Annotated in this window: 23 protein-coding genes; 20 read left to right on the forward strand and 3 right to left on the reverse strand. The window is 61.0% G+C overall.

The features are described 5' to 3' along the window. Positions 1 to 3: 3 nt before the first annotated feature. Both KI613_RS08550 and acsA read right to left on the reverse strand, forming a co-directional pair. Complete coding sequence (locus tag KI613_RS08550) at positions 4 to 270, reverse strand: acyl carrier protein (protein WP_226404975.1); 267 nt, start codon at positions 268 to 270, stop codon at positions 4 to 6. Continuing rightward, positions 267 to 2,033 carry an acetate--CoA ligase gene (acsA, locus tag KI613_RS08555; RefSeq protein ID WP_226404977.1) on the reverse strand — a complete coding sequence of 589 codons (1,767 nt, stop codon included), beginning with the start codon at positions 2,031 to 2,033 and terminating at the stop codon, positions 267 to 269. The genes KI613_RS08550 and acsA overlap by 4 nt, the downstream gene beginning before the upstream one ends. A 1,188-nt stretch (positions 2,034 to 3,221) precedes the next feature. On the opposite strand from acsA, the gene KI613_RS08560 reads away from it, so the two are divergent. Next, the gene (locus KI613_RS08560) at positions 3,222 to 3,818 is read left to right on the forward strand and encodes a 2OG-Fe(II) oxygenase (protein ID WP_226404979.1); all 597 of its coding nucleotides are present in this window, start codon (positions 3,222 to 3,224) and stop codon (positions 3,816 to 3,818) included. Between the two features lie 524 nt (positions 3,819 to 4,342). On the opposite strand, the gene KI613_RS08565 is transcribed toward KI613_RS08560, so the two are convergent. Further along, positions 4,343 to 4,615 carry a hypothetical protein gene (locus KI613_RS08565; RefSeq protein ID WP_226404981.1) on the reverse strand — a complete coding sequence of 91 codons (273 nt, stop codon included), beginning with the start codon at positions 4,613 to 4,615 and terminating at the stop codon, positions 4,343 to 4,345. A 110-nt stretch (positions 4,616 to 4,725) separates the two neighbouring features. Here KI613_RS08565 and KI613_RS08570 point away from each other — a divergent pair, with 110 nt between their 5' ends. The 19 genes from KI613_RS08570 (at position 4,726) to KI613_RS08660 (ending at position 24,504) form a co-directional block, all read left to right on the forward strand. Beyond that, complete coding sequence (locus tag KI613_RS08570) at positions 4,726 to 5,340, forward strand: 3'-5' exonuclease (RefSeq protein WP_226404983.1); 615 nt, start codon at positions 4,726 to 4,728, stop codon at positions 5,338 to 5,340. 6 nt (positions 5,341 to 5,346) lie between these two features. Further along, positions 5,347 to 5,988 (forward strand): glutathione S-transferase, encoded by a 642-nt coding sequence (locus tag KI613_RS08575; RefSeq protein ID WP_226404984.1) that lies wholly within the window; start codon positions 5,347 to 5,349, stop codon positions 5,986 to 5,988. 44 nt (positions 5,989 to 6,032) lie between these two features. Continuing rightward, on the forward strand, positions 6,033 to 6,398 hold the full coding sequence (locus tag KI613_RS08580; protein ID WP_226404986.1) for a hypothetical protein: 366 nt from the start codon (positions 6,033 to 6,035) through the stop codon (positions 6,396 to 6,398). A gap of 73 nt (positions 6,399 to 6,471) precedes the next feature. Next, positions 6,472 to 6,846 (forward strand): hypothetical protein, encoded by a 375-nt coding sequence (locus KI613_RS08585; RefSeq protein WP_226404988.1) that lies wholly within the window; start codon positions 6,472 to 6,474, stop codon positions 6,844 to 6,846. Positions 6,847 to 6,916: 70 nt separating this feature from the next. Then, a complete protein-coding gene (locus KI613_RS08590) occupies positions 6,917 to 7,129 on the forward strand; it encodes a heavy-metal-associated domain-containing protein (RefSeq protein WP_226404990.1) in 213 nt (70 codons plus the stop codon). 996 nt (positions 7,130 to 8,125) lie between these two features. Continuing rightward, positions 8,126 to 8,422 carry a hypothetical protein gene (locus KI613_RS08595; RefSeq protein ID WP_226404992.1) on the forward strand — a complete coding sequence of 99 codons (297 nt, stop codon included), beginning with the start codon at positions 8,126 to 8,128 and terminating at the stop codon, positions 8,420 to 8,422. Positions 8,423 to 8,435: 13 nt separating this feature from the next. Then, the gene (epsF, locus tag KI613_RS08600; protein ID WP_226404993.1) at positions 8,436 to 9,887 is read left to right on the forward strand and encodes a chain length determinant protein EpsF; all 1,452 of its coding nucleotides are present in this window, start codon (positions 8,436 to 8,438) and stop codon (positions 9,885 to 9,887) included. Positions 9,888 to 9,937: 50 nt separating this feature from the next. After that, positions 9,938 to 10,798 carry a polysaccharide biosynthesis tyrosine autokinase gene (locus tag KI613_RS08605; protein ID WP_226404995.1) on the forward strand — a complete coding sequence of 287 codons (861 nt, stop codon included), beginning with the start codon at positions 9,938 to 9,940 and terminating at the stop codon, positions 10,796 to 10,798. 22 nt (positions 10,799 to 10,820) lie between these two features. After that, a complete protein-coding gene (locus KI613_RS08610; RefSeq protein WP_226404997.1) occupies positions 10,821 to 12,104 on the forward strand; it encodes a hypothetical protein in 1,284 nt (427 codons plus the stop codon). A 2-nt stretch (positions 12,105 to 12,106) separates the two neighbouring features. Next, complete coding sequence (locus tag KI613_RS08615; RefSeq protein ID WP_226404999.1) at positions 12,107 to 13,288, forward strand: glycosyltransferase family 2 protein; 1,182 nt, start codon at positions 12,107 to 12,109, stop codon at positions 13,286 to 13,288. Beyond that, positions 13,285 to 14,514, forward strand: coding sequence for a glycosyltransferase (locus KI613_RS08620; RefSeq protein ID WP_226405001.1), 1,230 nt, complete (start codon positions 13,285 to 13,287; stop codon positions 14,512 to 14,514). Before KI613_RS08615 ends, KI613_RS08620 begins: the two co-directional genes overlap by 4 nt. After that, positions 14,511 to 15,437, forward strand: coding sequence for a glycosyltransferase family 2 protein (locus KI613_RS08625; RefSeq protein ID WP_226405003.1), 927 nt, complete (start codon positions 14,511 to 14,513; stop codon positions 15,435 to 15,437). The genes KI613_RS08620 and KI613_RS08625 overlap by 4 nt, the downstream gene beginning before the upstream one ends. Further along, the gene (locus KI613_RS08630) at positions 15,434 to 17,530 is read left to right on the forward strand and encodes a glycoside hydrolase family 16 protein (RefSeq protein ID WP_226405005.1); all 2,097 of its coding nucleotides are present in this window, start codon (positions 15,434 to 15,436) and stop codon (positions 17,528 to 17,530) included. Before KI613_RS08625 ends, KI613_RS08630 begins: the two co-directional genes overlap by 4 nt. After that, positions 17,527 to 18,519 carry a glycosyltransferase family 2 protein gene (locus KI613_RS08635; RefSeq protein WP_226405007.1) on the forward strand — a complete coding sequence of 331 codons (993 nt, stop codon included), beginning with the start codon at positions 17,527 to 17,529 and terminating at the stop codon, positions 18,517 to 18,519. Before KI613_RS08630 ends, KI613_RS08635 begins: the two co-directional genes overlap by 4 nt. A gap of 11 nt (positions 18,520 to 18,530) precedes the next feature. Further along, complete coding sequence (locus tag KI613_RS08640) at positions 18,531 to 19,169, forward strand: class I SAM-dependent methyltransferase (protein WP_226405009.1); 639 nt, start codon at positions 18,531 to 18,533, stop codon at positions 19,167 to 19,169. A gap of 66 nt (positions 19,170 to 19,235) precedes the next feature. Continuing rightward, a complete protein-coding gene (locus KI613_RS08645) occupies positions 19,236 to 20,666 on the forward strand; it encodes an MOP flippase family protein (RefSeq protein WP_226405011.1) in 1,431 nt (476 codons plus the stop codon). A 46-nt stretch (positions 20,667 to 20,712) separates the two neighbouring features. Continuing rightward, positions 20,713 to 21,564: a glycosyltransferase gene (locus KI613_RS08650; RefSeq protein WP_226405013.1), complete on the forward strand. Its 852-nt coding sequence runs from the start codon at positions 20,713 to 20,715 to the stop codon at positions 21,562 to 21,564. Between the two features lie 74 nt (positions 21,565 to 21,638). After that, complete coding sequence (locus KI613_RS08655) at positions 21,639 to 23,042, forward strand: undecaprenyl-phosphate glucose phosphotransferase (protein ID WP_226405015.1); 1,404 nt, start codon at positions 21,639 to 21,641, stop codon at positions 23,040 to 23,042. 19 nt (positions 23,043 to 23,061) lie between these two features. Further along, entirely contained in the window at positions 23,062 to 24,504 is a 1,443-nt protein-coding gene (locus tag KI613_RS08660; protein WP_226405017.1) for an MBOAT family O-acyltransferase, read from the forward strand. Position 24,505 lies beyond the last annotated feature (1 nt).

Here is a 24,505-nt window from a genome sequence, read left to right on the forward strand (position 1 = left end):
GGCTTACTCCAGAGAATCGGCGGGGATTTTCTCGGCCAGGTAGGCGACGATGCCATCCAGGGTCTGGACCTTGCCGTAGTCGGATTCCGGAATGTCTACGCCCAGCTTCTCGTGGATGGAGGCCAGTACATTGAGCCAGTCCATCGAATCCAGATCGATCTGGGTGCGCAGGGGCTTGTCGGCGATGATCCTGGCCGGATCGACTTCCGGGGCCAGGCGCTTGACGATGGCGAGCACGGCCGTGCGGATTTGTTCTTGCTGCTGACTCATTTCTTCTCCCGCTGCGCCTCAGCCTGTTCCAGCATCGAACTGTCGCCTTCGGGCAGTCCGAGTTCCCGTGCCTTGAGGAGCCGGCGCATGATTTTTCCGCTGCGAGTATGTGGCAGCGCCGGCACTAACGCAATTTCCTTCGGTGCCACAGCCGCCCCGAGGCGCCGACGGGCATGGGCCATCAGCTCCAGGCGCAGGTCTTCGCTCGGCTCGATGTGCTGTTTGAGAACGACGAAGGCCTTGATCACCTCGCCGGCCAGCGCATCCGGCTTGCCGATGACGCCCGCCTCGGCGACCGCCGGGTGTTCCATCAATACGCTCTCGACCTCGAACGAACCGATCAGATGACCGGACGACTTGATCACATCATCGCTGCGGCCGACGAACCAGAAGTAGCCGTCGGCATCGCGGCGCACCAGATCGCCGGTCAGGTAGAGATTGCCGGCAAAACACTCGCGGTAACGCTCGGGTTGGTTCAGATAGCCGCGAAACATCGATGGCCAGCCGGTTTCCAGCGCCAGTTCGCCGACCGTGTCGGGCGTCTCGATCACCGTGACCGGCTCGCCCGCCTGGTGGCGAACGACGTGGGCAGCAACGCCCGGCAAGGGGCGCCCCATCGAGCCCGGCTTGATGTCCTGCGCGGCGGTGTTGGCGATTATGATGCCGCCGGTTTCGCTCTGCCACCAGTTGTCGTGGATCGGCCGGCCGAAGGCTTTCTGGCCCCAGCACACTGCTTCCGGGTTGAGCGCCTCGCCGACGCTGGCTATGAAGCGCAAGTCGGGAAAACGGTGGCCGGCAAACAGCTCGGGGCCGGCCTTCATGAGCAGCCGGATCGCCGTCGGCGCGGTGTACCAGACATTGATCCGCTGGCTTTCGAGAATGTCGATCCAGCGCAGCGGGTCGAAATCGGCCTCATCGACGATGCTCGTCACGCCAAGCACCAATGGCGCGATGATGCCGTACGAGGTGCCGGTCACCCAGCCCGGATCGGCCGTGCACCAGAACACGTCATCCGGCTGCAGATCGAGGGCGCTTCGTGCCGTGGCGAAGTGTGTCAGGACGGCGTCGTGAACGTGGATGGCGCCTTTCGGCAGGCCGGTCGTGCCGCTGGTGAAATGCAGCAGGGCCGGGTCTTCAGGGGCGGTCGGCACGAGCGCCGGGGTGTCGGGGGCGGCGCGGAGCAGGGCGCGCAGGTCGAGCGTATCCGCAATAACGCCGGAGCCGAGGTCATCGACCAGCAGAACGTGCTTGAGCGAGGGGAGTTCCGGGCGAAGTGCTGCGACTTTGCGCTGATAGGCGCTGGCCGTGGTGACCAGCACCTTGCCGGCCGCCTGGGCGATGCGGCTGCGAATCGGCTCGGGCCCGAAGGACTGAAAAAGCGGCGAGACCACGGCGCCGATCTTGAGCGCGCCGAGGACGGCGACGTAAAGCTCGCAGATGCGGCCGCACAGCACGAATACGCAATCACCTTTCTCCACGCCCAGCGACTTGAGCGCATTGCCGAAGCGGTCAGTCAACTCGGCGAGTTCGCGATAGCTTAGGTTACGGGCGCTGGCATTGACGCCCAGGAAGCGGAAGGCGGTTTTCTCGGCATGGGCCGAATGGGCGTGGCGGTCCACTGCCAACTGGGCAATGTTGATGTGGCCATCTAGCGCGAGGCCAAGTTCACGACCAACGCCTGCCCAGGAGAACGCGGTATCGCTGGTCTGGTCACCGGCGGTGTGTGCATCAGCAAACAGTTTTCGGATTAGCGCCGGCTTCATCGGGAATTCCGCAGGAGGTATGCCGCTCGATTCTGCGCTGCGCCATCGCCATCCGCAATGATGCTGCTCAAACGGGCGCGAAATGTAGCCCGTTCAGACGAGAGTGGGAGTAACGCAGCTATCGGCACGCTTACCCCGCCACCACTGCGATCCGGGAAGTCGCCATTTCAAATTTGGCCGTTTTTTCCGGTTGACCGTGGGAGGGGCCATCTGGCGGTTTGTCGGCGGCCAATCCGGCCATTGGCCGATCTAGGTCAAACGGGCCGCAATGTGCCGGTTACAGGCAGGTGTGTGCAAATCAACCCCGAACGTCAGCTTCGCTACTTGGCGAACTCACACTCTGTGCCCTTTGCGGACGTAGCGCGATTAGAAAGCGGTCGTTTAGGAGCGTGGAGATGAGGCGCCTGCGCGGCTTTTCGCACAGGTCGCCCCGAACGCAGGGTTAGGCATTTTGCGAACCCTCGCCCGTGCCGGGCTTCTTCTTCGACGTGCCCGTTGGGTCCTTTAGGCGCCAGACAATACGAAATGCGACTAACGTTAAGTATGGAAGAGCGAAGGCCGACCCAAGCAGAACATTTACGGCATTTCCGATTTGACGATGAGAGTTCGCGTAAGCGCTTAGTGAAGGGTTACCGCGAAATACAACCGCAATCGAAAGCAATATGGCCGGGCCGCAAAGCAAAGCAAAGCAAACGCAGACCATCGCAAACGCACTTGCGCGGAAGATCGTGGGTTCTTGTAAATTTGAACTGTCGGATACAGCCACACCGAGGCCACGACGATTACCGCAAGAAGTTCGGCGATGAGGACGCCCATGTAGATGCCTAATAGTTATTCACGCGCAGGAACATCCGGGTCATTGCTAGTAATACGGACACGGTTGAGTCGCTTACAAGGCTCTTAATGACATAAAGATTATCCAATTCGGATCTCCTTATCAACCAACAATTATACGGACAGCGCCAATGTCTGCTATTTGCGGCTTTTTGAGGGACCGGAAGTGGCCGGTAGGGTGAGTAGGCTTAAGCGCCCGCAAGCCGACATTCGCCAAGACCTGAAATATTGAATGGCTGCAATGCGGAACCGAAGCCGTTAATAGGATTGTTGTGGGCGTAGGCAATAGCGCACGTAAGCGTGTAGAGTCGGATAGCGACATCCCCCGACCTAGATAGGTGCGATTCCCTCACGATGAACATTGAAACCATTGCCGGTCAGTTGGCCCAGGTCGGGTACGTCATCCTCGACCAGCCGCTGCCACGGAGCCAATCGGTGCAGCTGTATTCCCGCTGCAAGGATGATGAGCGGCAACGGTTTCAGCCGGCCCGGATTGGCCGGGACGCGGAGCGGAAGCAACTCGACGCGATACGCGGCGACGTGATCTGCTGGTTGGACGATGGCGACTGCATCGATCACGGCTACTTGGCTTGGATGGAAAAGCTGCGCAGCGGACTGAACGAGGTGCTTTATCTCGGCTTGTTCGATTTTGAGTGCCACTACGCTATCTACGGCGCGGGCGCAGGCTATGCGCGCCATTCCGACGTATTGAGTGGACGTCGCAATCGCGTCCTGTCAACGGTGTTCTATCTCAACGATGACTGGCAGCTTAGTGATGGTGGCGCGCTGGTGCTATTCGCGCCAGAGGGCGATGCCGTCATCGATATCGTGAGCCCGACCTTCGGCAAGATGATCATCTTTCTTAGCGAATCGTTCCCACACTCCGTGCTCAAGGCATGCAAGCAGCGGCGCAGCATCGCGGGCTGGTTCCGGGTTCGGGATATCACCTGATTGCGCAATGCCGCACTTCATCCGGTAGGCGTGGCTGCCACTTCCATGCAGCCGATGTAGGCGACCTCACCCTACCGGCCTACTGCCATCACTCGATGATTCCGGAAAGCAACCATTCGATCGAGTGTTGTACCCCGGAACCCGCCGGAAGGCCAATTCACACAACTCGGCCTCAACAGTCAATCGCGGACCGCAGCCTGAGTGACCACAGTGGAGTTCACACCCGCCGTTGGCTGGCTAGTCCCGCGAAGGCGAACTCCCGACCCAATGCGGACGGTCGGTGATTGGAAAAACGGACACTCAACGTCCGAGGTACCTGAAGATGCACCGTCATCCTGAAATTGAGTCATTTGTTGGTGAGTGTCAAACTCTGCATCTCTCAATGGTATTTCGGACGTAGGCGTGGGTTGCTCAGTTTTGAGCGACAGGGTTCGCTCAGCACCTTTCATGCGCACCCTGCCACGCTTGAACACTGCTTCAACGCAACCGGATTTGATAGTGAGTTTGCTCATTTCGAGAGCAGCTTAGGGTAGCTCGACGATACAGAAATAATCTGGCTCGCCGAATAGCATGCTCACGAAAACTCGGCCTGGGTTGCATAGCAGGCATTCCCGGATGTCTTCAGCTCCGCTGGGCAATTCATCTACCCCAAGCTCAAAGACGTGGTTGCCCTCACTAACGAGGCCGCTTAGTAGGTCGTCAGCGTTCAAGAAGCTATCAGCTTCCGTGTGGACAGTCCCATAGGTGTATTGCTCAGGCTTGTCATGGCTTGGGACGAGCGCGGCGAGATAGAACATGATGACGTCCTTGAGTAGGGAGCGATGACTATAAGCAAGTTCTCTGCACCTTGGCAAATGAGACAATTCGCACCATTGAATTGCGAATTGAACCGCTAGGGGAATGAATTTTGGACGTTGTAGCTGTAATCGACTTTGAAACGACAGGTTTGTCCCCCGCGCAGGGTGACCGTGCCACTGAAATAGCGGCCGTAATCCTCGAAAACGGCAAGGTCGTGGACCGCTACCAGAGCTTGATGAACGCAGGCGTACGCATCCCTTCGTTCATTGAAGCTCTCACTGGAATTTCAAACGCGATGATTCGCCAGGCGCCAACGGCGGCCAACGTCATGCGAGAAGTGTCAGACTTCGTTGGCGATATTCCCCTCGTTGCACACAATGCCTCATTTGACTGCAAGTTCTGGGATGCGGAGGTGGCGCGCATCAATCTCACCAGACGGCAGGAATTTGCATGCTCACTGCTGCTCTCGAGGCGACTCCTCCCGCTGGCCCCAAGCCACAAACTCGGTGCCCTCGTTGAATTCGCCAACCTTCCCATAGCAGGTCGTGCTCACCGCGCTTTAGCCGATGCTGAGATGGCTGCCAGCCTGTTGACGCACCTGGCAGATGAGTTGCGGAGAAGGTACGGGATTCGTCAAGTGACGCATGAATTGCTTCGCAAGATTCAAGACGTTCCCAAGGCAAAGGTTGAACAGGTCCTGGCAAAACATCAACAGTCTCAGTAGCTGAGCATGCAAAAACCACTGCTCTACACCTACCGTCGATGCCCATACGCCATGCGAGCAAGAATGGCGCTCTTAGTCGCTGACATAGACTTCGATGCGCACGAGGGTTCGCTACGAGACAAACCTCCGGAGATGCTGGCACGTTCACCAAAAGGCTCGGTTCCCGTCATGCTTCTGCCGGATGGCAGCGTATTGGAGCAAAGCTGGGACATCATGCGCTGGGCGCTGAACCAGGCCGCAACCAAGAACTGGTGGGAACCAGCTCAATCGCTAGAAAACCTGAACTGGCTGGCCAAGAACGACGGCGTATTCAAACACCACCTCGACCGGTACAAATATCCGGACCGTTACAACGAGACAGATAGGGATGGACATCGTGAAAATGCGCTCACGGCATTTCTCAAGCCGCTAAACAGTCGGCTGAAACAGAGCAGCTTCCTTGGTGGAAGCGAGCCCTGCGCAACCGACCTTGCGCTCTTCCCGTTCGTGCGGCAATTCGCGGCTGTAGAGCCAGATTGGTTTGAAATGTTGCAACTGCCTGCACTACGGGCATGGCTGGCTAACTGGCTTTCAAGCCCCTTGTTTGTGCGCCGCATGCTCAAACTACCCGGCCAAACGACTGTGGCATTTCCATCGTTAGGGTACTAGGCGTCGCTGGTATCCTTACGGCCCAGCGGAACACAGTTCACGTCATGACCGATTCAATAGTCACCTGGATAGCTGCCCAGTCACCCGATGTACGAGCCGAGCTAGCAAATCTCATCGCTTACCGCCAGGAGCCTGAGTTCACACTATTGCTAGCGGAGTTGTTGCCGGTCGTGCCTTGTCCTGGGCTTGTGGACCTCTATTACGACATCTGGTACTGCATTCCGAGCCGCTTAGCCTTGAGAATCGCTGTGAAGCAGGTACATATCCAGGAAGAACTGGTGCAGTACCTGGCGCTTGCAGAGCGTGTGCTATTTGATGCCGCTTCGTGTAAAGCATTTGAGAGCCAGTTGTCTGATGCGGACGATGTTGAAGAGGTTGTTTTCTGGCTGAAGCGTCGGTCTGGGGGCTAGATTAGCGGCATCCAAAGGCATATGTTGAGCGTTTTTTGGCAGGGTGGAATGATTAAGAATCGAGCAAAGAGACATGAATAAATTGAACAACAGAAAACTCCTATTGGTTGTGGCCGCCTTTCTCGGCGGAAGCGTACTTGCGGATGAACACGGCCACATGCATCACAAGTTCCCGAAGGACGTTGATTCCTTCCATTCTGTTCTGGCACCAGTTTGGCATGCTCGTCCAGGACCTGAACGCCTGCAGGATGCCTGTGCCAAGGCTGGCGAAATGGCAAGATTGGCCAATGAGATTCGCTCAAAAAATGCGTCGCAGCTTATGGCTTCAATTTCTGCGCTGAAAGCAAAGTGCGATAGTGACAAGGGAGGAGGGGATGCAGCCTTGTTCGACGTTCATGAGGCATTCCACCACCTCATCAATATGCGACCAGACTCTCCAAAACGCTAACCCAGTTGGCGAACTTCTCTTAGAACTTGTTGCCCGAAGTCATCAGAACCTAAAAACTGGCGGATGCACCATGCAAAATTTGACTTTTAAAATCACCGGACTGAAAGACGAGTCCTGTGTCCGCACCTTGGCTAATGCGATTCAAGACCTACCAAATATCGGCCACATCGAGATTTCGCTGGAAAAAGGAGAAGCAAGCATCGAGCACGGCAAATTCGTTAGTCCTGATGACATCGCTCAGGCCATCGTTGATGCTGGATTTGAAGCTGAATGCTTAGGTTGAAAGCATCTGTTTTTGCCAACACAAGGGCCTCAGTGAAGCCATTTTGCCATGCAAGATAAATGGGCCACTCGGCGTGGCTACGTTATCAATAAAACTAAGATTTAACTTGGCGAGTAGATGAGTTTGCCTGCATGGATTAGCGGCGAGGCCAGGCGCTTCGAAAATCGCCTGCCAACATGCTTCCTGACCCGTTGCTCATCCACAACTTTTTGGTATAGAACAGCTTAGTGCGGCTTGCAGAGAATTTCACGCCAATGCTGACGAACACCACTTCCCAAGGCATGCCTAATCCTTGGAGAGGCCATTTCTTTCAGGTCTGACACGTTCGCACTAGGTCTGTTTAGGCTGCCATTGAAATCGCTTACTGAGTTTAAATTCACATTCAACTGTTCGTTCGTTGTCGGTTGTTCTTTGCCAATCGCCATGACACCACCCCATTTTTTTGTCATTTCATCTATGCAAATTAACTTGCAAAGTTGACACGAAGCTGACGACATCGCCAAGGTTGGTGAGTTTCTGATTAAATTTGACAGTTACACGATGCAAAGCGGCAGTTGTTCGAGAGGCGCGACTTACAGCGGCGGCAGGGCAGTTTTATCCAGCCGGTGCCGCGGTAGTGGTTGCAGCCTGCGGATTCGGCCCAGATCTCGCACAGGCTGATGTCGCGCACGTTGGGGAAGCTCTGGCCGGGTAGCATGCGATCGCTCCGCTCGTTTAGTGGGATATTGCTATCACCACACTTTGGCACTTTGCTGCCGTTTCGGGGAGGGGTGACCAGCCCATTTGCCTCTTATAGATAGCATCCGCCTTTTTGCAGCCTGCTTTACATATCAGGTGGCGGTCGTTTTCAGGCGTCAGCTGGCGCAATGTTCGTGCGCTAACGAACATACGCGACCGATCCGAATCCCTATCGTGACACTCATTGACTTTCAGCGAGGTGCCATGATGAGAATATGGATAGGAAGAGTCTTGCCTGTGCTGGCACTGAGTATCGCCATGAGTGAAGCAGGTGTGGCGCGTGAGCAGGTCATGGGTCCTTCGGATAACACTCCGCAGCCGATCATCATGGCCGTTAACGAGGTAGAAGCCAGCCGGAGCCAGAGTGCCGGGCTTGGCCTCCGCGTCGCCCTCCAGTATGGCTTGACCGGCGCCAGCGCGGTTCGCTCAGTCCTGCTGGCCCCCGAAATCAGGCCAGTGCCGCCGGTCGGCGCAGCGAAAACCTCGGCCCTCGTATTGTCGTCGCTCGGCATGCTCAGCGTGATCTCCATGCTGCGCCTGAACCGGGCGCAGTAGGGCGGTTGGCGCGATGAGTCTGCAACGATTCTTCCTGGTGCTCGCGGGACGCTGGAAACTGGTGGTCGGCGTGCTGCTGAGCGTGATGCTGCTGACCCTGGCGGCCAATATCCTGCTGCCGCGAAAATACGTCGCTGAATCTGCCGTGGTGGTGGACTCCCGTCCGGCCGACCCGGTTCTGGGCGGGGTGCAGCCGGTCACCGCGGCGTCGGCCATCATGTCTACGCAGGTGGACATCATCCTCTCTGACCGCGTGGCGCAACGGGCGGTTGCCTTGCTCAAGCTTGACCAGGAACCCGAACTGCGCCGCCAGTGGGTCGACCAGACGAATGGCCGCGGTTCCCTGCTGGCCTGGCTGGCGGCGCCGATGAAGCTCCATCTCAAGGTCATGCCGACTCATGAAAGCAACGTCATTTCCATCGTTTATACGGCCCGTGATCCGCAGACGGCGGCGGCAGTCGCCAACGCCTTCGCCCAGGCCTATATCGACACCAATCTCGAATTGAAGGTCGGTTCGGCGAGCCAATACAGCCAATGGTTCGGCAATCGCACCAAATCCTTCCGCGACAAGCTGGAAACCGCGCAACAGCAGCTTTCGGCCTACCAGCAGTCGCACCGCATTGTCGTTGCCGACGAAAAGCTGGATGTCGAGACGGCCCGCCTGACCGAACTGTCGTCGCAACTGGTTGACGTTCAAGGTCAGCGAGCAGTCACCCGGGGCCGTCACAGCCAGGCTGGCAGCGCCGACATCCTGCCCGAGGTCGTCAGCAACGGCCTGATCCAGAGCCTGAAGGCACGGCTGGCCGATCTTGAAGCGCAACGTCTGCAGTTGGCGCTGCGCTTGCGCGAGACCCATCCCGAATACATCGACATGGCGACCCGGGTTGCCTCCCTGCGGGCCGAGATCGACCGGGAAACCGGCCGCATTGCCGGCTCACTCGGCTCTGCCGACCGGGTGAACGCATCCCGCGAGGCCGACATTGGCGGCGCCCTCAATGCCCAGAAGCAGAAGGTGCTGGCCCTGCGCGCCGAGCGCGACAGCGTCGCCGTACTGCAGCGCGACGTCGAATCGGCCCAGCGCGACTACGACATGGTGACCCAGCGTCTGGCGCAGACCAGTCTCGAAAGCCAGATGCCGCAAACCAACGTCGCCATGCTGACGGTGGCGACGGAGCCGTCCACCGCATCCAGCCCGAAAATCCTTCTCAACACCGCGCTTTCCTTCGTGTTTGGCGGTTTTCTTGGCATGGGCCTGGCGCTGCTCCTCGAACACCTCAACCGGCGGCTGCGTAGCGCCCGGGAGCTGCCGGAGCTGCTGAATGTGCCGGTGCTGGCAGTGTTGCCAAGAAATCGGCAATTGCGCCGGTTGTTTGCGCCAATCGAAGTCACAGCCGACCAATTCGACCGCCTTCTGGACAATTCGCCTGGCGCCCAGGCCCGACGGCTAACGGCGCGATCAGTCTAGCTCCTCTGCGCATACCCGCCACGCTGACCTTTGCCTATGGAGATTTTGCGATGAATATGAACCGAGTCCACACGGTAAAGGATTTCCTGGCGCCGACGCGTTCTCTCGGCGCCATTCTGGTCGATGCCGGACGTCTGAGTCAGCTACAGGCCGGTCTGGTCGTGCAGCTGCAGATGGACGAAGGCCTGCGTTTCGGCGAAGCAGCGCGGAAACTGGGCATCCTCGACGCCGAGGACATTCTCTTCGGGCTTGCCCGCCAGTTCGAATACTGCAGCCTGGCGGCCGACGATACCTCGGTCTCGCCCGAGGTGCTGGCAGCGTTCGGCTCAAGACATCCCCTGGTCGATAGACTGCGTGACGTGCGCTCGCAAGTGTTGTTGCACTGGATGGGGAGCGAACCGGCGCGTAAAAGCCTGGCTCTGGTCAGTACCCGGCGCGGCGAAGGCAAGAGTTTCATCGCCGCCAATCTGGCGGTGCTGTTTGCCCAACTCGGACAGCGCACCCTGCTGGTCGACGCCGATCTGATCCACCCCCGTCAACACCAGTTGTTCAACCTCGATAACCGGACCGGACTGTCCTCGGTCCTCAGCGGTCTGGCCGGGCTGCAAGCGGCGGTGCCGATTCCGCGGCTGGGTGGCCTGGCGGTGCTGACGGCCGGCCCGACGCCGCCGAATCCACGCGAGCTGCTCGCTCGGCCGCTGCTCGTCAACTTCCTCGGGCAAGCCACGCAAGCGTTCGATATCGTGCTGATCGACACCCCTTCGGCAGCCCTCGCCGATGCGCAAATCATCGCTGCCCATGCCGGCGCCTCGATCCTGGTCAGTCGGCCAAATTTCGCCACCCTCGCCGAGACGGCGGCGTTGACCAGCGGCCTCGATAACCTCCTCGGCGCCGTGGTCAACGAGTTTTGAGGGTGTTATAGCGATGACGGTCATGCCAATTCCCGTTGCCCTGGGCAGCCGGCCAGACCATCCAGCAGGCGATGCCAGCTGGCGGCAGGGCACGGCAGACGGCTGGCTGGCCGGCCTGCTGCTCTATACGCCTCTGCTCGCCAGCATTTTGCTGGCCAAGCTGTCAGTGCCGCCCTTTGCCGCCCAGTCGCTGAGCATTGCCTACCTGTTCATCCTGCTCGCCCCCGGCCTCGGTCTCGTACTCGGCTATCTGCGGCTGGACAGCGGCCGGCTCAGCTTCTTCCTGGTTTTCTCCGGTTGCATCGGTGCCATCCAAGTCTTCCGCGGCGAGCCTTTCTCGCTCAACTCGATGCTCTTGCTGGTGACACTCTTAGCTACCTATGTCTTCTATCTGCCGCGCCAAGGTGATGCTACCGCGTCGGCCCTGCGCTTCTTCCTCGGCCTTGCCACCCTCCTGGCGCTGGCCGGTATCGCCCAGTACGGCCTGCAACTGACGGTCGGTCCGCGCTACGCCTTCCCGATCGAGAACTTTGTTCCCGACGCCTTTCTGATCAGTGGCTTCAACATGCAGGCGCCGATCGCCTATGGCGGGACTGCCTATCGCGTCAATGGCGTCTTCTTCTCCGAGCCGTCCTTCTTCAGCCAGTTCATGGCGATCGCCATCGTCGTCGAACTGCTGACCAGCAACCGGCTGCTGCGGGTGGCGCTGTACGGGCTGGCGCTGCTGCTCTCTTATTCGGGCACCGGGCTTATCCTGCTCGCCATCTGCGGACCGATGATCCTGATCACCCGCCGGCACTGGGGGCTGCTCTGGCTGATCATCGGGGCGCTGGTGCTGGCCGTGGCCTTGGGCAGCTACCTCGACCTCGACAAGCTGACTGGGCGCATTGGCGAGTTCGGTGCCGTGGGCTCCAGTGCCCATGCCCGCTTCATTGCCGGCTTCGATGTCCTGACCCGGTACCTCTGGCCCGATCCCTTGAAGGCCTTGTTCGGCCTTGGCGCCGGGGCATTTCCCGGGTACGCCGTACGCATGCCGTTCTCGGTAGCTGAGATGACCCTGTTCAAAATGCTTTTCGAATACGGGGTGCTCGGTGCGGCTCTCTACTTCGCCTTCATCTTCTACTGCGTCTTCCGCTCCACCGCACCGGCCATCGTCCGGCTGGCGGTGGCGCTGACCCTGTTCCTCAACGGGCCGTTCGTTCCCTTCTTTCACGGCCTGGCACTCAGCCTGCTGGTGTGGACCTCGCAGGAGGAGGTCGTTGCCCAGCCGCCCACCAGCAAACCTTTACTTGCCGACGGAGCATGAACATGCAAGAGACTTTCTATTGGTTGGCTGGCATTTCACTGCTGCTCGCCTTGCACCCCTTTGTCACCTACCCGCTGTCGCTCTACGCTCTGCGTCTTCTGCGTCGGGTGCCGGTCACTTCCGGGGCGACGCCCGGCCCCGGCATCGCCCCGAGCTTCGCGATCTGCGTCTGCGCCTACAATGAAGAAGCGGTTATTGCGGCCAAGATCGCCAACCTGCTGGCCCTGCGTGAGCAGGAGCCGGACCTCGAGATTCTCGTCCATGTCGACGCTGCCAGCGACCGGACGGCCGAAATCCTCAGCGCCTACGCCGACCGCATCACCCTGCAGGTGTCGGCCGAGCGCCGCGGCAAGACGGCAGGCATGAACAGCCTGGTGGCGCGGAGCACGGCCTCGATCATCGTCTTTACCGACGCCAACGTGATGCTCGACGCCCAGGCCCTGCCGGCCCTCCACCGCCATTTTGCCGATCCCGGCGTCGGCTGCGTCTGCGGCAACCTGATTTACGTCAATAGCGAAGACTCGGTTACCGCTGCTACCGGTTCGCTCTACTGGCGCTTCGAGGAGGCAATCAAGCGACTGGAGGGGGCGACCGGATCGGTGATGGGGGCCGACGGCTCGTTGTTTGCCATCCGCCGCCATCTGCACCACCCGCCGCCGGAGCACATCATTGACGATATGTACGTCTCGTTCCGGATCCTTTGCGATGGCTACCGCATTATCCAGGCCTCCGATGTGCGGGCTTACGAGAAGTCGGCCACCTCGGCCGCCGAGGAATTCAGCCGCAAGCAGCGCATCGCCTGCCAGGCATTCAATGTCCACCGTCTGCTCTGGCCGCGGCTGCGCCGCCTGGATGGTGTGACCCTGTACAAATACCTCTCGCACAAGCTGCTGCGCTGGCTGTGTATCTACCTTCTGGTTCTTGCTTTCGCCAGTTTCGAACTGGCCCTGGTGCTCGCCGGACAGGCCGCGGTGGCCGGCGCCCTGGCCGGGTTGGCCGGGCTCGGTCTGGCCATCGGCTACCGCTTTCCGCTCAAGCCCTTTGCCCAGATTTTCGACATTCTGTCCGTTCTCGCTGCGGTCGGGCTCGGCGTCTGGCGCTCGCTGCGCGGCGAGCGCTTCCAGACCTGGACGCCGGCGGCTTCTGTCCGTCAGCCGCTGCCGCAGGAAGGAGTTGAACGATGAAATGCCTGTGGCTAGCCCGCGACCAGCCCTTTCCGCCGGATGCCGGCGACAAGATCTATTCGGCCAATCTCGCCACTGCCTTGGCTGAGGCGGGGGTGGCGGTGAGCTTTCTCGGTTTTGCGGCCGGCGACGGGCAACCGCCCGCCGCCTCGCCGGTGCGCTGGCTGCCGGTCGCCGGCACCAAACGCAGCCAGGGCAGGGCGCTGTTCAGCCGGCTGCCGATTGCCGCCGCCATCCACGACACGGTGGCTTACCGACGGGCCCTCGATGCCCGGTTGCAGGAAAAGTGGGACGCAATCGTCTTCGACAGCTACGGTTCTGGCTGGGCCCTCAAGCGCTATCTGGCGACCCGTCGCCCAGCCGGCCAACCCGTGCTCATCCATGTTTCGCACAATCAGGAAGGCGTCCTCTGGCGCGACATGGTCCGCAACAGCCAGGCCGGCCCGCTGAAAAAGCTGGCACTCTGGCAGAACTGGCTGAAGGTCCGCGCCCTGGAGCGCTTCGTTCTGCGTCATGTCGATTTGACCACGGCGATCAGCGGCGAGGATGCCACGGCCTTCGCTGCCCTGGCCCCGGGGCGGCCGACGGTGGTGCTCACCCCCGGCTATTCGGGTGACTGGCAACCGGAGCGGCTGATCGGCGCCGACTGCCCGAAGCGCGTGGTACTGATCGGCTCCTTCCGCTGGGTGGTAAAGCAGGAGAATCTGCGGCAATTCCTCGATCTGGCCGACGAGGCCTTCCATCGCCACGGCATCGCCTTCGACGTCATCGGTGACGTGCCGGAGGCGCTGCGCGCCGAACTGGAACCGCGACTCAGGGCCACCGTCTTCCACGGCTTCGTCGACGACGTTGCCCCTTATTTCGCCCGCGCCCGGCTGGCCGTGGTGCCGGAAGTGATTGGCGGCGGCTTCAAGCTGAAATTCCTTGACTACATTTTCGGCCGGCTGCCGGTGGCAACCATCGCCGCCGCTGCCGCCGGCCTGCCACCGGCCATCCGTGCCAACCTCTTGAGCTGTTCCGATCTGGCTGAGCTGGTCGCCACCATCGTCGCCCGCATCGACCGACTGGACGCACTCAACGCCATGCAGCAGGGCGCCTTCGCGGCGGCCGGCCAGCTCTACCGCTGGCGCGACCGTGGCGGCGCGCTACGCGATGCCATCGCCGCCTGCCAGCAGACCCGCGCCGCGGCCAGCCCAGCAACCGCCTACCGGATGGAGGCCTCATGATCACCCTCATTGTCCCAACCCGCGATCGGGCCCACACCTTGCGCCTGGTCGCACCCAGCTATTTCGTCCTGGATGGTGTCAGCGAAGTCATTTTTGTCATCGACGGCGGCAGCGACACGACGCCGCAGGTACTCGAACGGATCGCCGCCAGCCATCCAACGGTTCGCACCCGCATCCTGCATCACCCGACCCGACAAGGTGCCGCCCAGTCGCGCAATACCGGCGTCGCGGCGAGTACCAACGACTACATCCTGTTCTGTGACGACGACGAGTACCTCGAAGCAGGTTATGCCCGCACCTGTCTGCAGAAATTGCAGACATCCGGCGTCGGCGCGGTGTCCGGCCGACGGGTTTATATGGAAAACGGCGAGACACCGGCCGGGGCATTGCGCCGCTTCGGCCACGGCCTGCGCCCGGGCCAGCCATTTCGGCCGCTGATTTGCGAATACGTCAATGGCGCCCGCTTTGCCGGCGACATCCGGCTGCCCCTGACCAACGCCGTGATCCTGACCAGCAAGCAACTGTTGCTGCGCTTTCCCTACGACCCGCACTACGCCCACGGCAACGGTTACCGTGAAGAATCGGATTTTCAGATGAACCTCTACACCCACGGCTACGACATCGTCGCCAGCAATGACTGCCACAGCATCCACCTGCCACCGGCGCTGGTGCGCACCGGTGGGCAACGGACGCAGACCTTCCGCCGCATCTACTGGTCAATTTATTACACCCACTATTTCTTCGGCAAATACTACGCCGCCTATGCCGCCCGGGCCGGACTGCACGCGCCGCGCTGGCTCGCCGAAGCGGCCTTCGCCGTCTTCGCCGTCTATCGCGAAACCTTGCGTCCGCCGCTCTATGCCCTGGCCAAGTGGGGCCTTCGCCAGCGCCGGCGCTGGGTCGAACGGACGATATCAGCATGAGTCGGCGGCGCATACCGTGCTTCGACGAGCCGCCGACCTTGAGCCGTCGGGATTTTCTGCAGGGCAGCGGGGCGCTGCTCGGCAGCTGCCTGCTGGCTCCGGCCGGCATGGCCTGGGCGGCCAGCCCGATACTAGCCCTCGATTTCCGCGGCAGCATCCCGTCCGGCGTCAGTTATCGGCGCGCCAGCCCAGCCAGCCTGGCCGACGGCGCGCAACTGCGTACCCTGCCGCCGAACACGCCGCGTTTCCCCTTGCGCCAAGGGAAGCCGCTCGGCCTCCTGATCGAGGGCGCGGCCAGCAACCTGATTGCCAACGCTGCGCGGCCGGACCGCCCGGGCTGGTCGGCTGGCGGCGGCGTGATCGTAGCCGCCGGCACTGATCTGGCGCCGGATGGCAGCGGCGGAGCTTACCGCATCGTCCGCCCCGAGCCGAAGAGCGGCAGCCAGTGCGAAGTCACGGTAAGCAATGCGCCGAGTGGTGATTTTGCCGCGGCCTCGGTATGGCTGCGGTCCACCGCCGGCAGTGGCAAGTGGCGCCTGCGCCTGCTCGATTTCACGACCTACAACAACGTCAGTGCCGTGGTCGAGGTCGGTCCCGAGTGGCGTCGCTACAGCCTGGCCCTCAATCTGCAAGCCCGCGATATAGGCGCCAAGCGCTTTGCCGTCCTGTGGAACGAGCCCATCGCCGCAGCCACGGCAGCCCCCGCCATTTACGCGCTGAAGCCGGCCACTCCCTATCTGTCGTGGCGCACGCCGCTGACCCTGGGCAGCGTGCTGATGTGGGGCGCCCAATATGAAGTCGGCAACGAGGCCAGTTCCTTCATTGCCACCACTGGCTCGGCCGGCCAGCGGGCGGCCGACGAAGTAACCATCCCAGCGGCGCCACTAAACGCGTCGGCCGGCCGGCTGACCATCGTCTTGCCGAATGGCGGCCGGCGTGGCGGGGTGATCCTCGACGCCCACGGTGACGGTGGCGGCCTGCGCCTGGCGTATTCCAACAGCGGCTGGATCGTCGCCCAGGTCGGCCGGGTGGTGCTGGCCGGGTTCGGCGACGTCACGGCCGATCCGGTGATCCGCCTCGAATGGAGCGCAGCCGGGGTCCAGTTATTCACCGGCGCGACGCCCGAATCCCTGACGCTGCAGGCCGCCGTCAAGACCAATCCACTACCCCTCGCATGCGGTTCGCTGGCGCGCCTCGGCATGCTGGCGGACGGCCAGCGGCCGCTCGGCCGGGTGCTGGCGCAACTGACCCTGAGCGGCGAGGTCGCGACCGTCGCCCAGGCGGTCCGGCCGAACTTCACTCCGGCGCCCTATCGCCTGGTTTTTGGCGACGATTTCGACGATCCAGACCTCACTCGCATCAACGAGAACGCCACCGGTGGCCGTCCCGGCGCGCCGGCCTGGCGAAGCCGCTACCGGCACGAGCGGCGGACGGCGATCAATCAGGAAAAACAGATCTACATGGACCCGCAATTCGCCGGCACGGCCAGGCAGCCCTTGCGGGTACAGCCCTTTGCCATCCGCGACGGCATCCTGCAGATTCGTGCCGAGCGCGCCGATCCGGTGGCCGTCTCGCCCTTCGTCTGGAACCGCGCCTACACCTCGGGCTGCATCACCAGCGAGTTGACCCACTGGCAGACCTACGGCTATTTCGAGATGCGCGCCCGGTTGCCGCGCGGCAAGGGTTTCTGGCCGGCTTTCTGGCTGCTCCCCAAGCGCGCCACCTGGCCGCCCGAGGTCGATGTCTTCGAGGCGTCCGGTACGCGGCCCTACGCCATCAAGCACGGCGTCATCGAAAAGCCGCGCAGCGCGACCACCCCCGGCGGCATGTGGATCGAACAGATCATCGACATCAGCGACGGCTTCCACATCTACGGCATGGAGTGGAGCCGCGACAACATCGTCTACTTCATCGACGGCAAGAAGAGCTTCGAATACGGCCCCCACGGTATCCACGAGGACATGTACTTGCTGGCCAACCTGGCCCTGGGCAGCCACGACCCGAACTGGATTCCCGATCCCGATCCGACCACACCCTTTCCCGGAATGTACGAAATTGACTACATCCGGGCCTACCAGCGAGGTGCATCATGAACCCAGCCTCCGACGTCCAGGTCGATGTCATCATCCTGTCCTGGAACCGCCCGGACGACACCATCGCCGCCATTGCCAGCGCCGCCGAACAGGAGGGTGTCGTCCAGCGCATCCTGATCGTCGACCAGGGCAGCGAAGCCGATAACCTGTGCCAGCTCGAGGCCTACCTGGCCGGCGTGCCGAACGCGACGCTCAAGAAGCTCGGCCGCAACAGCGGCGTCGCCGGCGGCCGCAACATCGCCTCGGCGATGGGCTGCGCGCCCATCATCGTAGCCCTCGACAGCGATGCCATCTTCGCTGACTGCCATGTTCTTGCAGTCGCTGTCGCCCATCTGGATTCCCACCCGGAACTCTGCGCCATCGGTTTCCGGATCGACAACTATTACACCGGCGAGAACGACGCCGCTGCCTGGGACTACCCGCCGGGATGCCGGCCCGACACCGGCTTTCCGACGACGCGCTTCATGGGCGGCGGCCATGCCCTGCGACGCAGCGTGTTCGAGGCGGTAGGTGCGTACGACGATCGCCTGTTCTTCTGCGGGGAGGAAGTGGACCTCTGCTACCGCATGCTCAACACCGGCTATCGCATTGCCTACGTGCCCGAGGTCGCCATCCGCCATAAAAGTTCGCCCGAGGAGCGGGTGGTTTGGGGTCGCGGACGCTATTACTACACCGTACGCAACAACCTGTATTCGGCCTACAAGTTCGGCACGCCATTGCCGCGACTGCTGCTGGGCGCCTCCGCCTTCGTCGTGCGGGGGGTGCGCAACCGCGTCCTGCCGTCAGCGCTGCGCGGTCTGGTCGATGCGCTGGGCATGTGCCGGGCTTATCGACAGGGTCTCAATCTGGAAAAACGCAATGGTGGCTTTGGCAACCCGGTTTATGCGCTCAACCGGGAAACCCGGCGCTACATCCGCCAGTGCGAACCAACCCGGCAGGAACCGTTGTTTGCCAAGGTCCTCCGCCAGTTCACCCGCCTGCCGAACTAGGGAGGTAAACCATGACTGATCTTTCGATACAGGTTGACAAAAGACACTATGCGTTCAGCCGCTACATGTCCAAAGCTCGCTGGAGCAGCATTTGGCATCAGCTTGATGAAATTCAGATACTCGCCCCCGAAATCGTCCTCGAAATCGGACCAGGCCCAGGCTTGTTCAAGACGCTGGCCGCAACATTTGGCATCACCGTCGAAACGCTGGATATCGATCCGGGGCTGAATCCAGATCATGTCGGTTCGGCAACCGCCATGCCTTTTGCTGATGCCTCCTATGATGTCGTTTGTGCATTTCAGATGCTTGAGCACCTGCCCTATGAAGAATCATTGCGGGCATTTGCCGAAATGGTTCGCGTCAGCCGGCGACATGTGGTGATCAGCCTCCCCGACGCACGAACAGTGTGGCGCTATGAAATTCATATTCCGAAGTTCGGGCCTCGTGTTTTTTTCATCCCCAAGCCGCAACTGAATTCGACTGTCCACGAATTCGATGGCCAGCATTATTGGGAGATCAATAAGCGAGGTTATCGGCTTGCACGGATCATTGCCGATTTCACAAAGCAGATTGGCTTAATAAAAACCTATCGGAGTCCGGGGTATCCATTTCACCGTTTTTTCGTATTTGAAAGGAACGGTTTTGACTAAGTTAGCCCGCCTCTCCGCGATGGTGCTCAGTCAAACCGAATCGTCTTTCAGAACAGGGACTCGGTCGTGAGCACCATCAGAAGCGCACGTTGGGTGGCGCTCTCACAAGGCGGCCGCGTAGCGATCCAGTTGGTTGGTCTGGTCGTTTTGGCGCGCCTGTTGCCTGCCACCGATTATGGACTCATGGCCATGGCCACCGTCGTGACAAATTTCGCTTTGTTATTGCGTGATCTCGGTACTGCCGCGGCCATTATCCAGAAGATAGATCTACGCGAAGAGACGAAAGCAACGGTGTTCTGGCTAAACGTCATGATGGGTTTGCTGCTTTCCCTGGCCCTATTTGTCTGCGCCCCACTGATTGCACGATATTTTGCCGCCGCCGAGTTGGTTCCTGTACTCAGCATGTTGTCCATCGCGTTGCCCTTGGCCAGCAGCGGGGCAGTACACCAGGCCTTGTTGGAACGCCGGTCAGCGTTCCGCGAACTCACCTGCATCGAGATTGGATCGTCCCTGGCCGGGCTGCTGGCAGCCATCGTCGCCGCGCTTTCTGACGCTGGAGTTTACAGTCTTGTCATCCAGTCCATCCTGACCGCAGGGGTGTCCTCCATCCTGTTGTGGATCGTCTCCGGGTGGCGTCCAGCGACCCTGCCGTCGTGGCGCGAGTTGCACGGCCTGATGGGTTTCAGCGGCAATTTGACCCTGTTCAATTTCATCAACTACTTCTCGCGCAACGCCGATGGGATGATCGTCGGACGCTATCTGGGCGCGGCTGCGTTGGGGTCCTATTCGCTGGCCTACAAGCTCATGTTATTCCCGGTTCAGAATGTGACACTGGCTGCCAGCAGGGCGCTTTACCCGGTCTTGAGCCGGCAACAGAACACTCCGGAAGTCATGGCTCGGCTTTATCTCCGAACGGTCTCCTTGATCGCTCTGGTCACCGCGCCTTTGATGGTGGGCCTGATGGTTTTGCGTGAGCCATTTGTCCGAGTGGTGTTCGGCCCGGGTTGGCCGATCGTGCCGGAAATTCTGGCCTGGCTGGCGCCGACCGGGTTCATTCAGTCAATTGTGAGTTCCACCGGTACGGTTTTCATGGCGCGTAGCCGCACCAACGTAATGGCATGGCTCGGTACATTCAACGCCGTCCTGACAGTTACGGCCTTTGCAGTGGGGGCGCAATTTGGCGTGATCGGAGTGGCGGCATTCTATTTCGCCGCGAATGTTCTCCACGCGATCCCCTGTCTGTTTTTTGCGATGCGGACCCTGGAGACGTCGCCAAGATTACTGCTGAAAGCCATTGTAGTGCCGGTCGCCAGCGCGCTCCTCATGGGGCTTGGCCTTGTCGTGCTGCAAGAATTGTTTTCGCCCCTGCGGGTGGGGGACTTTACCGGTCTGGCAATGAGTTTTGTGGCTGGAGGGCTGATGTATGGATTCCTTGTCGTTGTGGTCTTCCGGCAGGATTTGGCAGACCTCCGAATGTTTATGAGCCCGGCACATTAGCCCCGAACTACCCAGATCCCAGACATCGCACCTCTATTGGAATCCAATGCTCGTCACTATTTATATTCCGACAAAAGATCGTGTTGACAGCCTCGCCCGGTCTATTGAATCGGCATTGAACCAGACTTATCGGGATATCGAGGTTATTGTCATCAATGATGGCTCAACCGATGGCACCCAAGAATATCTCGCCAATTTAGCCATCCGCGACGCCCGGGTCAGGACAATTAATAATTCCGAACCCCGTGGAGCGCCCGCGGCGCGAAATATGGCAGTCAATCTGGCCCAAGGGCATTTTGTCACCGGACTGGATGATGACGATTGCTTCGAGCCCGAACGCATATCGGCATTTGTCGCCTATTGGGAACTGCTTGCTCGGCATGGAATAACACCATCCTGCCTATATGCCCAAGACAGGATCGTCGATGGAAAAACCAACAATCGGGTGACCAAGAAGCCCGGGCATGTCGAGTATGAAGATCTGTTCGATCACAACTATCTGGGCAACCAGATATTCGCTCCCCGTCATCACCTGGTGGACGCCGGATTGTTTGACGAAGAATTACCTGCCTGGCAGGACCTGGAGTTTTTTATGCGGGTCTTGAAAAAATTCGGCACGGCCCATTTGCTGGATATGGTCACCCATGTTTTTGATGATTCTCCGCGCTCGGATCGCATCTCGCAACAATCCAGAAACAAGCTGAGTAGCGCATTCCGCAAGGTGGTCCACAAACACGCACCTGCCTGCCGTCGCCAGAGGCAGCGGCTATTTCTACAGATATTTGACCCTTATTACGGATTTCGCCCTCGCCCTGGCGACTGGATTGATTTCATGCGGGACGGTATTTGGCTGGTGGGCATGCTGCGGCTGGCCAAAGCGGCAATCAGGAAATATTAGATGAAATTCTTAATTGACCTATTTCCTGCCCTTTTCCTGCAAGCCACGCGCAACAAGCCGAAGTCGGGCTGTCCATGAACAAGGTCGCCAATTCCCTGCGCAATCCCCTGTCCCGGCGGGTCTATCCGGTCGCCGTGGTGGTCGAAGCCTTCGTGCCACCGCTGCTTGCTGTGGCCATCCTGTTTGCTGCCGCGATGGCCGGCGGCTTCGATCCAGCCGACAACATTCTCGGCCTGGCTGTGTTTTCGCTGACCTTCCCCGGCCGCTTCCATCTCAAACAACCGGTCTGGGCGATGGTCCGCAAGACGGTGGTCGGCTGGTTGTTCCTGGCCTCACTGCTGCTCCTTTTTGCCTACGGCAGCGGTTATCTCGCCTACTTCACGCGCCCGGCCATTCTCGTCTGGCTTGCCCTGACCCCGCTCGCACTGGTCGCGGCCAATGGGCTGGCCCGGACGATCGTTCCCGGCGTCCTCGCTCTCGAGCGCAACCGGCGCCGGGCGGTGATCGTCGGCTGTAACGCGACCAGCCAGCGGCTGGCGCAAAGCTTCACCAACGACGCCTCGCTCGGCGTGCGCTTTCTCGGCTACTTCGACGACCGCAACGGGGCGCGTCTGGACGGCGAGTGCCAGGACCGCGATCAGGACTGCGGCCTAGGATCGCTCACCGAACTTGTCGCCTACGCCAAATCGCACCACGTCGACCAGATCTACCTGGCGCTACCGCTGGGCGAGCAGTCGCGCATGCTGGCCCTGCTCGACGACCTCAAGGACACCACGGCCTCGATTTACTTCGTTCCCGATATTTTTGTCACCGACCTGATTCAGGGCCGGGTCGACAGCATCGGCGACACGCCGATCGTGGCGGTCTGCGAAACGCCGTTCACCGGCTTCAATGGCTTCCTAAAACGGAGTAGCGACATCGTGCTGGCCTTGCTGATCCTGATCCTGATTTCGCCGCTGCTGCTCGTCGTGGCGGTCGGCGTCAAGTTCATGTCGCCCGGGCCGGCCTTCTTCACGCAGCGGCGCTACGGCCTGGACGGCCGCGAGGTGGTCGTCTACAAGTTCCGCTCGATGACGGTCACCGAGGACGGCGACAAGAGCTACACCCAGGTCACCCGCGGCGACCCCCGCGTCCCGCCGTTCGGCGCCCTGATCCGCAAGGGCTCGCTCGACGAGTTGCCGCAGTTCATCAACGTCCTGCAGGGCCGGATGAGCATCGTCGGCCCGCGGCCGCACGCGATTGCCGTCAACGAGCAGTACCGCAAGCTGATCCCCGGCTACATGGTCCGCCACAAGGTGCGCCCGGGCATCACCGGCTGGGCCCAGGTCAATGGCTATCGTGGTGGCGACGATCTGGAACACATGCGCGGCCGCATCGAGTGCGACCTGGAATACCTGCGCAACTGGTCGCTCGGGCTCGATCTGCGGATCATCCTGCGCACCATCGTGCTGGTATTCCGGGACGTCCGGGCTTTCTGAGGCGGATTCGGGACACAAAATGGCCATCACCTCGCTGACCTTCCTCCTCTTCGTCGCTGCCGTCGTCGTCGCCTTCCACCTCGGCAGTTCGGCACGCTATCGGCAATGGGTGTTCGCCGCCGCCAACGCCGTCTTCATCGCCAGCCAGGTGAGCACGGCGCCGGCCCTGGCGCCGCTGCTGATTTTCGTCGCCCTCGGCTATCCTGCGGTGCACTGGCTGCGCCGCGGCCCGGGCTGGGGGCTGGTCCTCTGCCTGGTGCTGACCATCGCTGCCTTCGTCGTCCTCAAGCGCTACGCCTTCCTCGACGGCCTCCTCGAACTGCCGTTCCCCTACCTGAGCATGGGGCTCTCCTATGTCCTGTTCCGCCTGATCCACCTGATGGTCGACGCGCAGAGCGGCGAGTTGCCGGCGGCGATCAGTCCGCTGCGCTATTTCAACTACAATTGTAATTTCCTCTGCTTCGTCTCCGGGCCGATCCAGCGCTACCCGGATTTCACCGCCACCGACGGTCCGTCGGTGGTCCTCGACGAGGCCCGGGTGTTCGCCGCCTTCGCCCGGGTAGTACGCGGCTTCCTCAAGGTGGCGGTGATCTCGGCCGGCCTCAACTACGTCTTCGGTCAGCTCTCGCCGCCGCTGCTCGCCGCCGAGGCGCTACCCGGGGTGCGCTTCGCCGCCACTTTCGGCGCAGCGGCGGTGCTCTACACCCTTTACCTCTATTTCAATTTCTCCGGCTACATGGACATCGTGATCGGCATCGGCAGCCTGCTCGGGCAGAACCTGCCGGAGAACTTCCGCCAACCCTTTGCCGCCCGCAATTTCCTTGATTTCTGGACGCGCTGGCACATCACGCTCTCCGAGTGGTTCAAGACCTATCTGTTCAACCCGCTGCTCAAGGCACTGGCCGGGCGTTTCCATTCTCCGCGAGCAATGCCCTGGCTGGCCGTGCTGGCCTTCTTCCTGACCTTCCTGGTGATGGGCCTGTGGCATGGCACGACTGCAGTTTTTGTCGCCTACGGCTTGCTGCTTGGCGGCGGCGCCGCCGCCAACAAGCTGTGGCAGTTGGCCATGACTCGACGCCTGGGCAAGGGCGGCTATCGGGCGCTGGCCGAGCAGCCCATCTACCGCAGCCTCTGCCGCGGTGCCACGTTCGCCTATTTTGCGCTGGCCCTGGTCTGCCTGTGGGTCGATCTGGCCCAGCTCGGCGGCCTGTTGCGCACGCTGGGGGCGGCCGGCGTCGCCGCCAGTTTCGTAGTGATCGCGCTCGCCGGCGCCCTGGTATTGCCAGCCCTGGATTTCGTCACGGCCACGCTGCGGCGTGCCGGTGCCGGCCTGGCGCTGAAGGCCGCCAGCCCGGCTGGCTTCGTCAGCCGCAACGCCGCGCTCGCCGCGCAGGTACTGCTGATCCTGATGGCATCCTCCTTCTTCCACAAGGCGCCCGAGTTCGTGTACCGGGCCTTCTAGC

This window comes from Ferribacterium limneticum (genome assembly GCF_020510585.1).
Taxonomy (GTDB): Bacteria; Pseudomonadota; Gammaproteobacteria; order Burkholderiales; family Rhodocyclaceae; genus Azonexus.

Bases quoted from the DNA above. Each gene is read 5' to 3' on its own strand.
- KI613_RS08550 (WP_226404975.1), bottom strand. From the start codon at position 270: ATGAGTCAGCAGCAAGAACAAATCCGCACGGCCGTGCTCGCCATCGTC.
- acsA (WP_226404977.1), bottom strand. From the start codon at position 2,033: ATGAAGCCGGCGCTAATCCGAAAACTGTTTGCTGATGCACACACCGCC.
- KI613_RS08560 (WP_226404979.1), top strand. From the start codon at position 3,222: ATGAACATTGAAACCATTGCCGGTCAGTTGGCCCAGGTCGGGTACGTC.
- KI613_RS08565 (WP_226404981.1), bottom strand. From the start codon at position 4,615: ATGTTCTATCTCGCCGCGCTCGTCCCAAGCCATGACAAGCCTGAGCAA.
- KI613_RS08575 (WP_226404984.1), top strand. From the start codon at position 5,347: ATGCAAAAACCACTGCTCTACACCTACCGTCGATGCCCATACGCCATG.
- KI613_RS08580 (WP_226404986.1), top strand. From the start codon at position 6,033: ATGACCGATTCAATAGTCACCTGGATAGCTGCCCAGTCACCCGATGTA.
- KI613_RS08585 (WP_226404988.1), top strand. From the start codon at position 6,472: ATGAATAAATTGAACAACAGAAAACTCCTATTGGTTGTGGCCGCCTTT.
- KI613_RS08590 (WP_226404990.1), top strand. From the start codon at position 6,917: ATGCAAAATTTGACTTTTAAAATCACCGGACTGAAAGACGAGTCCTGT.
- KI613_RS08595 (WP_226404992.1), top strand. From the start codon at position 8,126: ATGAGTGAAGCAGGTGTGGCGCGTGAGCAGGTCATGGGTCCTTCGGAT.
- epsF (WP_226404993.1), top strand. From the start codon at position 8,436: ATGAGTCTGCAACGATTCTTCCTGGTGCTCGCGGGACGCTGGAAACTG.
- KI613_RS08605 (WP_226404995.1), top strand. From the start codon at position 9,938: ATGAATATGAACCGAGTCCACACGGTAAAGGATTTCCTGGCGCCGACG.
- KI613_RS08610 (WP_226404997.1), top strand. From the start codon at position 10,821: ATGCCAATTCCCGTTGCCCTGGGCAGCCGGCCAGACCATCCAGCAGGC.
- KI613_RS08615 (WP_226404999.1), top strand. From the start codon at position 12,107: ATGCAAGAGACTTTCTATTGGTTGGCTGGCATTTCACTGCTGCTCGCC.
- KI613_RS08620 (WP_226405001.1), top strand. From the start codon at position 13,285: ATGAAATGCCTGTGGCTAGCCCGCGACCAGCCCTTTCCGCCGGATGCC.
- KI613_RS08625 (WP_226405003.1), top strand. From the start codon at position 14,511: ATGATCACCCTCATTGTCCCAACCCGCGATCGGGCCCACACCTTGCGC.
- KI613_RS08630 (WP_226405005.1), top strand. From the start codon at position 15,434: ATGAGTCGGCGGCGCATACCGTGCTTCGACGAGCCGCCGACCTTGAGC.
- KI613_RS08635 (WP_226405007.1), top strand. From the start codon at position 17,527: ATGAACCCAGCCTCCGACGTCCAGGTCGATGTCATCATCCTGTCCTGG.
- KI613_RS08640 (WP_226405009.1), top strand. From the start codon at position 18,531: ATGACTGATCTTTCGATACAGGTTGACAAAAGACACTATGCGTTCAGC.
- KI613_RS08650 (WP_226405013.1), top strand. From the start codon at position 20,713: ATGCTCGTCACTATTTATATTCCGACAAAAGATCGTGTTGACAGCCTC.
- KI613_RS08655 (WP_226405015.1), top strand. From the start codon at position 21,639: ATGAACAAGGTCGCCAATTCCCTGCGCAATCCCCTGTCCCGGCGGGTC.
- KI613_RS08660 (WP_226405017.1), top strand. From the start codon at position 23,062: ATGGCCATCACCTCGCTGACCTTCCTCCTCTTCGTCGCTGCCGTCGTC.